The sequence below is a fragment of the Polynucleobacter sp. AP-Jannik-300A-C4 genome (assembly GCF_018688335.1).
Classification (GTDB): domain Bacteria; phylum Pseudomonadota; class Gammaproteobacteria; order Burkholderiales; family Burkholderiaceae; genus Polynucleobacter.
This window is the reverse complement of the sequence record NZ_CP061316.1, coordinates 1,136,292-1,151,075: the sequence shown is the minus strand read 5'-3', so window position 1 is coordinate 1,151,075 and position 14,784 is coordinate 1,136,292. Positions and strand designations below refer to the sequence as shown.

The following is a 14,784-nucleotide window of genomic DNA, read 5'->3' as shown; positions in this document are numbered from 1 at the left end:
AATTTGCATTCTTGATGCCCCTAAAAGGGGTAAAAACCACGTTTTTGGAAAAATAAGGCCTGGGTATTGAAATACTGTATGGATATACAGTATATTAGAACCTATGGCACTAATCGCACTTCCACAAAGCTCCTCAGAAAGCACTCTGACCCAGGCTCCACAAGCCTTGGCGGCAAATGGCGCCTATGAGTTCAAGCTCCTGAGTCACCGTATTTCAGCAGGATTTCCGAGTCCAGCGGCCGATTATGCCGAGGAAGGCCTCGATTTAAACCACTATTTAGTCCAAAACAAACCAGCCACTTTCATGTTCACCGTTAAGGGTGATTCGATGATGGGTGCAGGTATTTGTGACGGCGATAAGGTGGTGGTTGATAAAGCCCTCAAGCCAAAACACAAAGACATCGTGGTTGCGGTGGTCGATGACGAGTACACCATCAAGCGGCTCTATCAATTGGGTGGCAAGACCGAGCTCCAGCCAGAGAACTCCAATTACGAGCCCATTACATTTAACGAGAACAGCGAACTCCAAATCTGGGGTGTAGTGATTGGGGTAGTACGCAAATACAGCCACGCTAGTAGCAGAAATGGTAAATCTATATGAGCGCCATTCATCAAGCCGGCAAAACCAATCAACTCTTCGCGCTGGTCGACGTGAACAACTTCTATGTATCTTGCGAGCGTGTATTTGCGCCCAAGCTGGAAGATGTGCCGATGGTCGTTCTCTCAAATAATGATGGTTGCGCCGTAGCGCGTAGCGCTGAAGTCAAGGCACTCGGCGTAAAGATGGGTACGCCCTGGTTTCAGATGAAAGACCTAGCCAAGCAGCACGGTATTCAAGCGTATTCATCTAACTACACCTTGTATGGTGATATGAGCGGCAGGGTAGTGGAAGTCTTAAGAAAGTTCACACCCAATTTAGAGGTCTACAGTATTGACGAGAGCTTTCTGCAAATCGAGACAGTACTTAAGCAATATGCTGACCCGACTAGCTTGGGCCAAATCATCAAGCAAGATGTTAAAGATACTACTGGCCTGCCGGTGTGTGTCGGCATTGGTGCTAGTAAGACGCTTGCCAAGTTAGCCAATCATTTGGCGAAAAAGAATCCCCAGTTTGCTGGCGTATGTGACATCAGCTCCATGCCTAAAGAAGTCCTCTATCAATGGATGGCCGAGACAGCAGTAGGTGAGGTGTGGGGTATTGGTGGCAAGACTGCCAAGAAACTCAAAGAGCTCAAGATCAACAGCGTGTTTGATTTGGTGCAAATATCACCGCAAGCTATGCGTCAACAGTTTGGTGTTGTGATCGAGCGCATTTGCTATGAGTTGCGCGGAGTCTCTTGCCTCCAACTGGAGGAAGTGGCACCAGCTAAACAACAGATTATTTCTTCAAGAAGTTTTGGTAAGCCAGTTACTTTAATGGAAGAGTTGGCTGAGTCAGTTGCTACACATGCCGCAAGAGGTGCTGAGAAGCTGAGAAGTCAGAAGTCAGTAACGGGCGCGCTCACCATCTTTGTGCAAACTAATCCACATAAGCCATTTGAGCCACAACACCACCAAAGTATCACCGTAGTTTTGAGTGATCCTAGTGATAACACCTTAACGCTCACTAGCGCTGCATTAAAAGGTTTAAAGCAAATCTACAAAGCTGGCTTTAAGTATAAAAAGGCAGGGGTGATCCTTAATCTCCTGGCTGATAAACCTACGATGCAGCAATCGCTATTTGATGACATGGAAGTGAAAGGCAAGTCTGCTGGACTCATGAAGGCTATGGATTCAATTAATAGTCGCTTTGGTAATGCCGCTATCAAAACTGCTGCATCTGGAACTAAGCAAGACTGGCAAATGAGATCCAGTAACCGATCACCGAACTACACCACGCAGTGGGATGAGCTACCGGTAGTGCGTTAAATAACTAGACAAATGATAAGCAAAAGAGCGATGAAAAAAATGAAGAAAAACAACAAATAAGGAAGTGAATTTAACTAGCTCATTTCGTGAGCTTGTAAGCAAATATTCTGAATACATAGCAGCAAAACAGTAATGAGCAATAGCAACAAAACCAAATTAACGTAGATACAAATCAGGAGAAATCAAATGGAACTATTAAATAACTTCAACGGTGCTTCACTTGCAATCATCATGATGATGTCTTACTGGGCTGTGCTGAAAAATACCAAGCGCAGTGAGCAGAAAAAGTCACACATGTTTAGCCGTCACTATCAGTAAGAGGGTGAGTGGTAACAAAATAGCAGTTAGCAGTAATGAGTCAGCAGTAATCAGTAAGCAGTAGGCCAATAAGGGGAATAAGGAAATCACGGATTCCTTATTCCCTGTCAAAGGCAAGCTAAGACTAAGAATTCAATAGTTCAGCATAATGACGCAAATCAACAAGATATTTGCGTGTAAAAGAAATGTCTTAAATATCGTTAAAATGACGCCATGATTGAAGACAAACAAACCTTTTTAGATAAAAAATTACGCCCTCTACCGCGCTGGATATTCATGTCCCGTTGGTTACAGGCGCCGCTCTATATTGGTTTAATCGTAGCCCAGGGTGTTTATGTGTGGCAGTTCTGGATAGAGTTGGCCCATCTCATTAGCATGATGTCAGAGAGGAATGTGACAGAAACCGCACTCATGCTCATTGTGTTGGGTCTGATTGATGTGGTGATGATCTCGAATTTACTGGTGATGGTCATCGTTGGCGGTTGGGAAACCTTTGTGTCGCGTTTGGAGTTGGAGAACCATCCAGATCAACCTGAGTGGTTATCGCATGTCAATGCAGGTGTACTCAAGGTGAAGTTGGCAACTGCCATTATTGGTATCTCATCGATCCATTTGCTCAAAACCTTTATTAATGCGTCCTCACACGATGAAAAAACCTTGCTGTGGCAAACCGTCATTCACATGACCTTTGTATTTTCAGCTCTCGCGATTGCCTATACAGAAAAGCTCGTAGCCTCAGCGCATCAGAAGCACTAAATTGATTGGGACTAAAAAAGCTTAGGCTTGCAAAGCTTTGCGCAAGTATTCAGAGACGTTGTCTTGACGAAGCATCCACTGCTTATAGTCAGAGGGTACTTGGCTAATCAATTCACCTTTGTGTTTTCCAAAAGGCATGATCTTTGGAATGCGGGCATTCTCAGACATTTCCCATAAAGCATCAAGAGAGGTGGGTTTAAGTTTTTCAATAATTTGCCCCAAAATCTTGGAGCAAATCCAGACATCCGCTAATGCACTATGAGCATCACGTAATTGTTCTCTAGCAGTAGGGCGCTCAAAGTGATAGAGCAGGGCACTCTGGGTGTGACTGTCTAAGTCAGGCCAAAGGCTACGAGCAAGTGCAAGCGTGCAAATGCGTTTGACTTCAGGGCAACCAATGGCCTCCCAATCAAAATCCACGCTATGACCAATGATGTATTTGGTGCCCGCTGGCAATCTAAATGAGCTGCTAGAAGGGCAGTTCACTAATTCCTCATCCATGATGTGGTGTGTCGCTAGTGCGCCTAAGCTAATCGGTTTACCAGGGTTGTAGCGTTGTACCCAAGGATTGCCAACTGCAAGCGGATTAATGGAGGTGACATCTAAAGAGGCTGCTTCAATAATGACAGCATCCTTCTTATCGGTTGCTTCAACATCGAAAATAATCGCTTGGGGCATAAACAGTCTTTAGAAGGGAGGGCTAGGGGTTAGCGAATGCATCAAATTGGGGGTGTCAACTCAGCTATTTTTAGACGAGGAGCCGTCTGAATTTGCAGGAGAATCTTGGTCTAAACCCTTGGTTTTATCAAGTTCCGCTAGCTTTTGCATTATGCTTTGAGCCATTGGGGACAAATCTTGGGAAGGTTCAGGTTTCTTCTTTACCTTCTTTTTCATTAACAAACTTTGCAGTACCGCTTGAAATAGCATTGGTAACCCCCGTATGGCCGTCTTTGTAAGTCGAAATTTGAATATACAGTAATTGAAAGCGGCAAGATAGTCGCTTGGGTTAAGAGAGATCAGGGAGAGCATGTTGGGCAAGAATATCCACAGTCTATTTAGAGGCATGCGCGTTTCGGATTTTTTCTTTCTTGGGGTTTTATTTGCCAACTTACTTTTAGTAACCTACCTAGGAATTGGGAATTATCAGAACGGAATTAAAGTTGCAACATCACAAGATAATGGTGAAGAAATCGTAGCGTGGTTTGGTAATCTCGCTAGCAAGCTAGAGGCCAATGAGCCAATACATCCAGAAGCCTGTAAGCCTACTGATGAAGAGAATAAATTTGCTAAAGATATCAAAGTAAATCAATGGAAAAATTGCGTTGAGGCACTCTTTGCAGCCAAAGGCCCATTTGAGAGCTATACCAATCTCTTAAAGCCAAATGGGCCGGCATATTCAAGCAAGTGTAATAAGCATGAACTTTTAACGAGTGGATCTTTTATCTTTGAGAAGCTCACCATCAATCCTGCAGGAGCTCCGAGCCTGTCACCTTTGGAACCGAGTGAAAAAATCGTCAGTGGCTTACAGATTCGTTTAAGTCTTTGCGATACTGGATATTACCTAATCAAAATTGGGGAGTTTAAGTTATGAGTCTCCAAGCACTTTCGTTTGCTAGTCTGAACTTACGAATCCGTAAGCGGGTATTTGATCTATTTTTTAATCATCAGATCAAGAAGAATTACTGCAATCAATTTGAGCGCTTTATTACTTATATGATCGTGCTCAATATGGCCGGTCTGGTGCTTGAGCAGATCCCCGTTATTTATGAGACTAGAGAACATCTGTTTCATATTTTTGATGTCGTTTCGCTAGCGATCTTCTCTATTGAATATGCATTACGGCTTTATGTTGCGCCAGAAGACCCTGCCTTTAGCTCCGCTAAATATCCTCGACTGGCCTATTTCAAGAGTCCATTTGCGATTATTGACTTGGTCTCGATATTGCCATTCTATTTAGGCGCCTTCTTTGATGCGGACTTACGCGTTCTTAGGGCCTTGCGTTTACTGCGTTTATTCAAGCTCTTCCGCGCTTTGGCGCCGGCGGTCAATGAGTTCTTAGAGCTCAATAAAGATAAATCTTATCGTTACAAGATTTACGCGCTAGTAAATGAAACGCCGACCAGTGGCAATCTGCATCACATCTTCGATATGTTTATTGTGACCTGGGTGATTTTGTCAGTCCTAGCAGTCATCTTTGAGTCTGTTCACAGTATTAACTATTACCTTCACTCCGAATTTATTATTTTGGATGGAATCGCAGTTGCCATATTCTCAACCGAATATTTAATGCGGATCTATAGCAGTCCAGAGGATCCCAAATACAAGGGGTGGTTACTAGGGCGTCTTCGCAGCGCAGCTAGACCGACGAGCATCATTGATCTTCTGGCGATTCTGCCTTTCTACTTAGAGGCAGTCCTTCATCACCTCTTCGACTTGCGCTTCTTGCGAGTCTTCCGTTTAATGCGATTGCTCAAGTTAGCGCGTTACTCCGGAGCAACGCAATCCCTATTTATTGTCATTAAGCGAGAGTGGCCGGTCATGAAAGCGGCTGTTTTCATCATGCTCTTGCTAGTGATGCTGGCAGCCTGTTTGGGTTACTTGTTTGAGCATGAAGCCCAACCAGATAAATTTGAAAATATTCCCCAAGCCATCTATTGGTCTGTTGTCACTTTAGCCAGCGTGGGTTATGGTGACATCTCTCCGGTTACTCCAGCGGGTAGAGCAATCACGATTGTCTTAGCGCTATTGGGTATTGGTATTTTTGCGATTCCGGCGGCGATTCTTTCATCAGCTCTCAGTGACCAATTGCGTATTGAGCGTGAAAGCATGATGACTGAGCTCTACACCATGTTAGAGGACGGTGTGATTTCGGCTGATGAGCAAGAGCTCATTGAGGCGGAGGCTAAGCGTCTACATCTGTCCCAGGGAGAGCTGACGCGCTTACTCGAAAAAGCCAAGGTCGAGATGGGCGTAGATCATGCGCATGATAGCCACGCCAAAGTAAGCTGGGATGGTAAGGCTACAAAAGCGGGTGCAGGGGAGATGAGTCTGGAGTTTTTATCTAAACACCCTGAGCTTGCTGCGGAACAATTGAAAATCACTATCTCTAAACTGCAGCAAATTGTCAGCGTGTCTGATCTTGAGCAATTGCGTCAGTACATTGATAATCCGGATAATGTGACGGCACTACAGAGCAGCATGCTCCAGATCCTATTGCAAAATAATGGGGAAAAACTGAAGAATAAAAGCTAAGCCTTCTATCGGTGATTAGGACTTTGCCAGTAGAGCATTAAAAATCTCCTGAAGCCCTGGTCGATTCCGTTCCGAGCTACACAGTTAGTTTCGGTGCTAGATACAATCTATCCATTAGCTTGGAAAATTTAATTAGACAGTATTAGTGAGGTGCTCAAAAATGAAAGACATTTCAATTGGTGACTTATCTTCTTTTGGCTTATTGATAGGCTTTATTGTCGTGTTTTTTGTATTGATTGTGTATCACGGTTTATGTTTGTGGGCCGCTCAATCCATATACCACCGACACGCCAGTACATTGATTGCTAAAAAGCAGTATTTCCGAATGGAAATTTTTTTCTTTATGGGCTTATCCGCACTAGCGCTAATCCATTTAAGTGAGATTGGCATACTGTCTATCTTAGGCTTGATGCACGGAGTGGCAACAAGTATTGATCACGCTATTGTTGTGATTGGTGGCATATACACAACGATTGGATCCGAGCAGGCTGTATCAAATCTGCCAAGTAGATATCGCATTCTTGCTGTGGTTCTATCAATGAGTAGCCTTTTTTGTTTTGCTTGGAGTACCGCTGTAATGATGGATATGATGCGCACTTACCGCAAAATAAGGGCTTCAGACGGGACGATTGTGGCCAACAACTAGAGGAACCCAAAAGCAAGCTCAGAATGTATAAACCACCTTCGGGTGGTTTGTTTGGAATGCAGTCATCACAGACTTCCAAAGCTTAATGTTAATGTTGAGTGATGAACTGTAAAAAATGTCAATTTTTCTACATTACCTGGGACAAGAAGTTCCCCTATGGCTGTAAGCTATATGAAATTAAGTCCAAGACAACTCCGGACGCTCAAGTTTTGGCAAATACCAACATAGCCTGCCTGGGCTTTCAACCCAAAGTCACCAAGAATCAATAGCATCGATTTAAGTCACCAATTATTAGTTGAGCTAACGCTAGCAATCATACAAAACCACAATTTACCCATTCTTAAGCTGGGTCTGGTTTAGCCATAAAAACTTCACATATCTGATTTAAGCTTTTGAGATACAGCATTTGATGTTATTTCTTCTGGCCTATTCTTATGGAGAGTCACCATGTTTCAAACTGAGAAATTCATTGCAACCCAAGCCAAAGCGATTGAGTCTGCTCAAGTATTGGCCCAACTGGCTATTGAGAACGCAAAAGCCATAGCCGATATTCACTATGATGCAACTAAAGATGCGGTACTTGCGACACAAGTTAAGGCTGCTCAAATCCTAGCTATTCGAGATGTCAAAGAAGTCTTGGGGTTATTTACTGCTGAAGAAGCCCAGGCAGCCGTCTCTTAGGTATCAGCTATTCAGTGCAAGGTATCTAAAGTGATTAGTCATAGCCACAAAGAAGTTATTGGCATGATTGAGTCCGCAATCGATGAGTCTAAGCTTGAGCTAAAAAAGATGGTTAAAGAGATTTCTGGTGGAGCTCCTGCTGGTTCAGCACCAGTTATCAATACATTTGATTATGTATTTGATTCAACTCTCCAGAGTTTTGATCAAGCCTATGCTGCATCAAAAGATACTTACACAAGTTTTGAGAAAACAATTGAAAGCACAATGAACTTATTTCAAGATCAATATGCGCCGAGCAAAAAGGCTGCACCAAAAAAACAGAAGGCAATCGCCGCATAACTTGTTTTACTTGGCTTTCAAGCAATACCAAAACCACCTTCGGGTGGTTTTTCTTTCCAAGGCTAAAACTCAGATTCACAAAAGTAATCATTCCTAATTAGGCGTAGGAAGGCTAAATGCTTTCCTACATCTAAATCAACTCTAATCCCTGTGATTTCCTATCCCAAACCTCTACGCTGAACTTTTCTAGCTAATAGGGGTTTGTAATGCAGGTTTCCTTGGAATGCACTCATAAGCAATTACGTTTATTCAGATTGGTCATGGACGCACGTACTGTTGCCGTCTTATTGATTATTTTTATGATCTGGCAAATCCTCAGAATGCTTCGTATTATTTAATTTAGGTTACTCAGGGGTTTTCTGGGGAAGGGGGTATCAATCTCAGAACCCTCAATTCTAAGGGTCCAAATGGGGCTGTAATTAGGGGCTTATTTATAGAAATCCAAGGTAATATATGGGCTTCATGTCTTTATATTGCATCGAGCCCCCACTATGTCCGAGTTAAATAACGCTGATTTTGCTGAAGGTTTACGTTTCCAGAACCTGGGTCTATATCCCCAAGCATTTGATGCTTTCATCACGATTGAAAGCGCGGGCTATGAGCGCACCTTTCGTAAATGCTGCGAGATGGCTTGGAGCGATCAATTGCAAGAGCGTCAAATTGACCGACTCTTTTATGAACTCGATACTGAAGTCAAACGCAAAAACGGGGTAGCAATTTATAACTATGGCCTCGTGATGGAATATTTAAAAAATATCCCCAAGGCTACGGAGTTACTCAATTTAGCTGACCAACTCAAGGTGCCAGAAGCGCGTACTGCCTTAATGCGAATTTTGCTCGCACCAAAATAAGTAATCGCTTAGATATGGCACTTGCATTCCCCAAAATGAATTGCATTCATCAAGGGATTGGAGGCTTTTGTGGATGATGATCTCGTATATAAAAAGCCCCGTCAGGGTCCTAATATAGGTTCGGCTCTAGCACCTAGTGTTGATTCATCATTACCTACACTTGAAAGCTTGCAAGAAAAGCAACGCAGTGAACTCATTGAAATGGCCCAAGTGCGCTATGGGATCAAGGGCAGCAAGGTTCAGATTAATCTGACATCAATACAAATCAATAGCGTGATGACTGAGGCGCAAATCTTTAAAGCCTTGCTAGCTGCCCCAGAATCGGAGCGAGCGGATCAAATTCTGTATGCCTTGGCTAAAGGGGATCTGAGTGCGGATATGGCTAATCAAATATTGGCTAGCCTGGCTCTGCTTGGTAAGTTCAAGAAAATCAAGATTGAGCCCTAATAACTTGAATCGAATCGCAACCACCTCACTGGATCTTGCCGTATGAACACTTCTCTTAAATGGGTGCTGATATTTCTGGTGGCAGTCATCCTAGTATTGATCGTGGTGGATCAGTTCATTTGCAACAAGTGGATTTATCACGACTTTGCTGCTGGAATTGACCGGCGCTTATCCTGCTTTTGGAAGCCGTAATTATTTTTGCGCTTTTCGAATGTTTTTTGCTTTTAATTCTTGAATCCGCTGATTGCGAAATTTAATGAATGCGTCATTGGAATCAAAAGCCTCTACAGATTCTTGTTCGGTTACGCCTCTAGGGGTTTGGTAGGTAATGACCCAGTGGTTGCTTAGATCAGTCGGTTCGATAGAGATGACTACGTATTTGTTCATGTCTGGTTGTGACATTGAGACCTTAGCTTAGTGCAAATCCTTGTCTAGAAATACAAATATCAAACTAAACAAGGACTTATCAATAGGGTGGACGAGCCCGACCCCCGGCACTGACAGAATTGGGTTTGGCTGCTTCGTTCCCGACCTGACCAGGTTATCCAAACCGCCATGCGGGGAGGCCCGTCCAATTCCATTTTAGCTTGTTAGAATGGAGTACATGACAGCATTGGCTTTAGCCCGTTCGTGGCGCCCTAAAACTTTCTCCCAATTGGTAGGACAAGACCATGTGGTTAAGGCATTAACCCATGCTTTAGACCAAGGTCGACTACACCACGCTTGGCTCTTTACAGGCACTCGCGGGGTCGGAAAGACCACCATTGCCCGAATTATGGCCAAAGCCCTCAATTGCACCGGGGAAGATGGTCAAGGTCGCATGACCTCAGAGCCTTGCGGAAAATGCCCAGCTTGCTTAGAGATCGATGCCGGTCGCTTTGTTGACTATATTGAGATGGATGCTGCGAGTAATCGCGGGGTAGACGACATTGCCGCTCTATTAGAAAAAGCAGCCTACGCCCCTAGTAATGCACGGTACAAGGTCTACATGATTGACGAGGTGCACATGCTCACCAATCATGCCTTTAATGCCATGCTCAAAACGCTTGAAGAGCCGCCAGAACATGTGAAATTCATCCTGGCAACGACTGATCCCCAAAAGATCCCAGTCACCATTCTGTCCCGTTGCTTGCAGTTCAACCTCAAGCAAATGCCAGTACCGCTCATCGTTGAGCATTTAGAAAAAGTACTCGCCGCAGAAAACGTTGAGTGTGAGACTAATGCTCTGCGTGTTTTAGCAAAAGCAGCGCAAGGCTCTATGCGCGATGCTTTATCACTGACTGATCAAGCGATTGCTTATGCCGCTGGCAAAGTATCTGAAGAGGCAGTACGTGGCATGCTCGGCACACTTGATGATGCATACCTCATCAGAATTTTGGATTCATTGATTGCTAAAGATGGTGCGACATTGTTAGCCATCTCCAATGAGATGGGTGAGCGCAGTATGTCTTTCTCATTAGCGCTGGCCGATTTATCCAGCCTCATCCAGAAAATCGCAGCCGCACAAATTGTTCCTGAATCTGTATTAGAAGACTGGCCAGAAGCGGCTGAGATTCGTCGCTTAGCTATCGCACTGACAAGAGAAGAGGCGCAACTCTTCTACCAAATCAGTATTACTAGCCGTCCCGATTTATCACTTGCACCCGATGAGCAAACTGGCTTTGCAATGACGCTTTTAAGGATGTTAGCCTTTCGTCCCGGAAATGAAACTCCAAGCAGGGTAGCTAATTCAGCTCCACCAGTAGCGGCAGCACCAAGACCGTCTGCACCAGCAAATCAAACTGCTGCGCTAGTCAGGTCTGCGCCTGCAGCATCTGCTTCGGCCGCTGCTAAATCTGCTGCCCCAGCCCCAGCAGTTTCTGCACCAGTCGCTACTGCATCTGCAGCCAATCGTCCAGACTGGCATTCCTTAATGCGCCAGTTACCGGTTAAAGGCTTAGTTCAGCAGTTAGCATTTCAGACAGAGTTGCAAGATTGGGAAGATTCACCGGTAGGTGTACGCGCTACTGTTGTGACACCGATGCCGCAATTGGCATCCGAAGCTTCTATTGGTCGTCTTGCAGATGCATTAACAGCTCACTTTGGCAAACCCATCAAAGTCATTATTGAGAAGGGTGAAGTTGAGGGTAAGACAGTAGCCAAAGTAGATGCTCAGATTCATCAAGAGAAAAGACAAAACGCAGAGCAGATGATTGCGCAAGATCCATTTATTCAGCAATTAGAAAAAGAGTTTGGAGCCAAAGTAGTTGGCGGCTCTGTGAAGCCTCTTTGATTGCCCAGTTCAATATTGATAGACATATAAGTAAGCAAAGGAAATAAGCGATGATGAAAGGCGGCCTTGCGGGTTTGATGAAACAAGCCCAGCAGATGCAAGAGAAGATGAAAGTAGCGCAAGAGCAATTGGCTGCGCTTGAAGTCACTGGCCAAGCGGCTGGTGGCTTAGTCAAAGTGTGCATCTCTGGCAAATATGAGATGAAGCGCGTGCAGATCGATCCAGGTGCTATGGATGATCGCGAAATGCTCGAAGACTTATTGGTTACCGCCTATACAGATGCATTCAAACAAGTAGAGGCTGCTAATGCACAAGTGATGTCTGGTGCTACTGCTGGTATGCCGATGCCTCCTGGATTTAAGCTGCCGTTTTAATCATTCTGAGAAATATTTTTATTTAATGGCACGTCAAGAAGCTCCGCAAGATGCCCTTGGTCGTTTGATCGAGGCATTGCGTGTATTGCCTGGCGTAGGCCCCAAGTCTGCTCAGCGCATGGCTTTTTATTTGCTTCAGCATGATCGCAATGGTGCTGCAGTGCTTGCTCAGTCATTGGGTGAAGCAGTAGAGACTGTAGGTCACTGTGCCCGTTGCAATACTTTCTCCGAAACCCAGATCTGCGCTACTTGTAATGATGACCGTCGTGATCCATCTTTGCTATGCATTGTGGAAACGCCAGCTGATCAAGTGATGGTCGAGCAGACTTTGAGTTTCAAAGGTAATTACTTTGTATTAATGGGTCGCATCTCACCACTTGATGGCATGGGCCCTAATGAAATTCATTTCGATCGATTGCTAAGTCGTATTGAAGCGCCAGATACTGGAGTGCCAGTGCGAGAAGTAGTTCTGGCAACGAATTTCACGAGTGAAGGTGAGGCCACAGCCCATTACATTGGCGAAGTACTCAAATCCAAAGGCATTAAGGTCACCAGAATTGCCAGAGGTATTCCGGTGGGTGGTGAGCTTGAGTATGTGGATGCAGGCACATTAGCCAGAGCGCTGATGGATCGGCGCTAAGTTTGGTATATCTAAGTTATATCCTAAATCCCCATTAATAAGGTGCTTAGTAAAAAGTTGCTTTTTGCAACCTTTTGTATTAAATTGATACTAGTTTAATAAGGAGCTCATTATGGCTATAGCAATCAAGTTATCGGATATATTGGTGGAAGACGCCAAGCCCTATGCTCAGGCAATGCATAGATCAGTACCTAAGCAAATTGAGTACTGGGCTCGCTTGGGTAAGGTCGCTGAAGAGAATCCTGATCTACCCATCAACATGCTTCAAGATATGCTCGTAAGTATTGAAGAGGTAAAAGCTGGCAATCTTTCCCCATATAAATTCGGATGAGGGTATTAACAACCCCTCGATTTGATCGAGCTATTAAGAAAATTTCTCCCGCCGAAAAGAAGGCCCTTGATTCAGCGGTTAAAGATATTACCTCCAAGCCATTTGTTGGGGATATGAAGAAGGGTGATTTGTTGGGTGTGCAGGTTTATAAGTTTCGCTATCTCCATCAACAAATGTTGTTGGCATACTCGGTAAGTCTGGATGGAACTCAAATCGCATTAATTGGCTATGGAGTTCATGAAAATTTTTATCGAGACCTTAAGCGATAGGGCGCAATAGGCTCAATAGTCACTAAAGCGACATAAATTTTAGGTAAATTAGCTCTTTTTAGGGATAATTTGGCCTGCACTCCTGACGAGCTTCAATCCCACGCAGTGCCTATCCGAGTTGTCTGGTTTTTACCCCGGTAGATCTGGCCATTAGTTGCTTCTAGTTTCTTTTAGCGATTCATTGGGCATTGATGCTAAGTATTGTGAAATTGTGAATGACCCACAAATCCCTTCGACTTCTGCCTTGCTTGCTTGCTGCCTTTTGCAGCACAACCGCTATCGCCCAGAAGGCGGGATCTGGTTCGGATCAGATTGCAAGTTTCGCTTCTCCAATTGAGGGTGTTCCAACTGAGGGAGAGCTCTTTGGGTTGCCTGTAAATCTGCATGGGCAAACGACTTACATTAATCAGCGTTATAACAATTTCAATTCATCTTATTCTGGGCAGAATAGTTTGAATGCTCAAAAATCCATGAGCTATACCTGGTCGGGCACCTTATTCATGGGTGCACGCCTAGCACCCAATACCGATGTCTACTTCAATCCGGAAGTGATTTCTGGTGTGCCCTTTTCTGGATTAGTTGGTCTTGGTGGTTTTCCTAACGGCGAGGGTAGTAAAGCTACTGGTGCGCAAGCCAAGTTTTATTCTGCTCGCGCCTTTGTGCGTCAAACGATTAATCAAGAGGGCGATAAAGTCGTTCTGGAGAATGAGGCTAATCAAATTACGCAAACCGTGAGTAGTAATCGCGTGGTGCTCACTGGCGGTCAGTTCTCTACGCTCGATATTTTTGATGACAGCCGTTATGCCAAAGACCCACGCATTCAGTTTATGAACTGGGGCAATATGACCTATCTGGCTTATGACTATGCAGCTGACGCCAGAGGCTATAGCTGGGGATTGGCGGGTGAGTGGTATCTCGATAACTGGGTGATGCGCGCTTCCAGAATGCTCGCCCCCAAATCACCCAATGGCCGTGACCTTAATTGGCAAATCTTTAATACCTATGGCGATCAAGTAGAAGTTGAGCGCCAGCACAATATTGCCGATCTTCCTGGCAAGGTGAGTGTCTTGGCCTATCGCAACAAAATGATGTTGGCGCGATTCTCAGACGCTACCAATTACATTGATCAAGACCCCAATGCTCGCCAAGGCACACAAGCTATTAACAATGTCCGCAACAATATGCAGATCAAAACTGGTATTGGTTTGCATGGTGAACAAGCTCTAACCAAGGATCTTGGTATTTATGGCCGCGCCTTCACATCTGATGGTCATACCGAAACGATGTCGTTTACAGAAGCGGACAATTCACTCTCCATTGGTATGGGCATGAATGGCACCAGTTGGAAGCGTCCCAATGACAGCATTGGTATCTCTGCCATGCAAAATGGTTTGTCGAGCTATCGCCGTGGTTACTTACAAGCTGGTGGCGTGTCTTACTTCATTGGTGACTACGCTAGCCCAAGTCAAACGATTTCTTACTCACCAGAACGGATTGGTGAGGTGTATTACAACGTCACGATGATTAAGAACGTGCTCGCTGGTTTGAACTTCCAGCACATCATCAATCCAGCCTATAACTCTGCCCGCGGACCAGTCAAGATCCTATCTTTCAGGGTTCATGCTGAATTCTAGCTGTTGTCAGTAGGGCTAAATTCATTATTGTCCTTAGAATCAATAAGATAAGAATTTGTATTTGAT

General features: G+C 44.5%; 20 protein-coding genes and 1 other RNA gene. 18 read left to right on the top strand and 3 right to left on the bottom strand.

Going from position 1 to position 14,784, the window contains the following annotated elements:
• The first annotated feature begins 103 nt into the window (after positions 1-103).
• The 4 genes from FD975_RS06010 (at position 104) to FD975_RS06000 (ending at position 2,982) form a co-directional block, all read left to right on the top strand.
• Positions 104-601: a LexA family transcriptional regulator gene (locus tag FD975_RS06010; protein ID WP_215301043.1), complete on the top strand. Its 498-nt coding sequence runs from the start codon at positions 104-106 to the stop codon at positions 599-601.
• Complete coding sequence (locus tag FD975_RS06005; RefSeq protein WP_215301041.1) at positions 598-1,908, top strand: Y-family DNA polymerase; 1,311 nt, start codon at positions 598-600, stop codon at positions 1,906-1,908. The genes FD975_RS06010 and FD975_RS06005 overlap by 4 nt, the downstream gene beginning before the upstream one ends.
• Positions 1,909-2,094: 186 nt before the next feature.
• Positions 2,095-2,226 (top strand): hypothetical protein, encoded by a 132-nt coding sequence (locus FD975_RS10500; protein WP_256443812.1) that lies wholly within the window; start codon positions 2,095-2,097, stop codon positions 2,224-2,226.
• A gap of 213 nt (positions 2,227-2,439) precedes the next feature.
• Positions 2,440-2,982, top strand: coding sequence for a TIGR00645 family protein (locus FD975_RS06000; protein WP_215301039.1), 543 nt, complete (start codon positions 2,440-2,442; stop codon positions 2,980-2,982).
• A gap of 21 nt (positions 2,983-3,003) precedes the next feature.
• On the opposite strand, the gene FD975_RS05995 is transcribed toward FD975_RS06000, so the two are convergent.
• Entirely contained in the window at positions 3,004-3,660 is a 657-nt protein-coding gene (locus tag FD975_RS05995) for a putative quorum-sensing-regulated virulence factor (RefSeq protein WP_215301037.1), read from the bottom strand.
• Between the two features lie 349 nt (positions 3,661-4,009).
• On the opposite strand from FD975_RS05995, the gene FD975_RS05990 reads away from it, so the two are divergent.
• From FD975_RS05990 to FD975_RS05955, 8 genes are all read left to right on the top strand, one after another.
• The gene (locus FD975_RS05990) at positions 4,010-4,573 is read left to right on the top strand and encodes a hypothetical protein (RefSeq protein ID WP_215301035.1); all 564 of its coding nucleotides are present in this window, start codon (positions 4,010-4,012) and stop codon (positions 4,571-4,573) included.
• Positions 4,570-6,234, top strand: a complete 1,665-nt coding sequence (locus tag FD975_RS05985; protein ID WP_215301033.1) for an ion transporter — start codon at positions 4,570-4,572, stop codon at positions 6,232-6,234. Before FD975_RS05990 ends, FD975_RS05985 begins: the two co-directional genes overlap by 4 nt.
• Before the next feature lie 160 nt (positions 6,235-6,394).
• Positions 6,395-6,880, top strand: a complete 486-nt coding sequence (locus FD975_RS05980; RefSeq protein ID WP_215301031.1) for a hypothetical protein — start codon at positions 6,395-6,397, stop codon at positions 6,878-6,880.
• A 447-nt stretch (positions 6,881-7,327) separates the two neighbouring features.
• Positions 7,328-7,561, top strand: coding sequence for a hypothetical protein (locus tag FD975_RS05975; protein WP_215301030.1), 234 nt, complete (start codon positions 7,328-7,330; stop codon positions 7,559-7,561).
• A 30-nt stretch (positions 7,562-7,591) separates the two neighbouring features.
• Positions 7,592-7,900, top strand: a complete 309-nt coding sequence (locus FD975_RS05970) for a hypothetical protein (RefSeq protein WP_215301028.1) — start codon at positions 7,592-7,594, stop codon at positions 7,898-7,900.
• Between the two features lie 491 nt (positions 7,901-8,391).
• Entirely contained in the window at positions 8,392-8,751 is a 360-nt protein-coding gene (locus FD975_RS05965) for a hypothetical protein (RefSeq protein ID WP_215301026.1), read from the top strand.
• A 69-nt stretch (positions 8,752-8,820) separates the two neighbouring features.
• Positions 8,821-9,198, top strand: a complete 378-nt coding sequence (locus FD975_RS05960) for a hypothetical protein (protein WP_215301024.1) — start codon at positions 8,821-8,823, stop codon at positions 9,196-9,198.
• Between the two features lie 42 nt (positions 9,199-9,240).
• A complete protein-coding gene (locus FD975_RS05955) occupies positions 9,241-9,390 on the top strand; it encodes a hypothetical protein (protein ID WP_215301022.1) in 150 nt (49 codons plus the stop codon).
• Here the strand turns inward: FD975_RS05955 and FD975_RS05950 are convergent, their stop codons facing one another.
• Both FD975_RS05950 and ffs read right to left on the bottom strand, forming a co-directional pair.
• Positions 9,391-9,600, bottom strand: coding sequence for a hypothetical protein (locus tag FD975_RS05950; protein WP_215301021.1), 210 nt, complete (start codon positions 9,598-9,600; stop codon positions 9,391-9,393).
• A 72-nt stretch (positions 9,601-9,672) separates the two neighbouring features.
• An RNA gene (gene ffs, locus FD975_RS05945) (signal recognition particle sRNA small type) lies at positions 9,673-9,770 on the bottom strand.
• A 32-nt stretch (positions 9,771-9,802) separates the two neighbouring features.
• Between ffs and dnaX the strand changes: the two genes are divergently transcribed.
• The 6 genes from dnaX (at position 9,803) to FD975_RS05915 (ending at position 14,718) form a co-directional block, all read left to right on the top strand.
• Positions 9,803-11,470 carry a DNA polymerase III subunit gamma/tau gene (gene dnaX, locus FD975_RS05940; RefSeq protein ID WP_215301019.1) on the top strand — a complete coding sequence of 556 codons (1,668 nt, stop codon included), beginning with the start codon at positions 9,803-9,805 and terminating at the stop codon, positions 11,468-11,470.
• A gap of 50 nt (positions 11,471-11,520) precedes the next feature.
• Entirely contained in the window at positions 11,521-11,844 is a 324-nt protein-coding gene (locus tag FD975_RS05935) for a YbaB/EbfC family nucleoid-associated protein (protein WP_215301017.1), read from the top strand.
• A gap of 25 nt (positions 11,845-11,869) precedes the next feature.
• Positions 11,870-12,484, top strand: coding sequence for a recombination mediator RecR (gene recR / locus FD975_RS05930; RefSeq protein ID WP_215301015.1), 615 nt, complete (start codon positions 11,870-11,872; stop codon positions 12,482-12,484).
• Between the two features lie 112 nt (positions 12,485-12,596).
• Positions 12,597-12,815, top strand: a complete 219-nt coding sequence (locus FD975_RS05925) for a ParD-like family protein (protein ID WP_215301013.1) — start codon at positions 12,597-12,599, stop codon at positions 12,813-12,815.
• Entirely contained in the window at positions 12,812-13,084 is a 273-nt protein-coding gene (locus tag FD975_RS05920) for a type II toxin-antitoxin system RelE/ParE family toxin (RefSeq protein ID WP_215301011.1), read from the top strand. The genes FD975_RS05925 and FD975_RS05920 overlap by 4 nt, the downstream gene beginning before the upstream one ends.
• A gap of 215 nt (positions 13,085-13,299) precedes the next feature.
• Positions 13,300-14,718, top strand: a complete 1,419-nt coding sequence (locus tag FD975_RS05915) for a carbohydrate porin (RefSeq protein WP_215301009.1) — start codon at positions 13,300-13,302, stop codon at positions 14,716-14,718.
• The last annotated feature ends 66 nt before the right edge of the window (positions 14,719-14,784 follow it).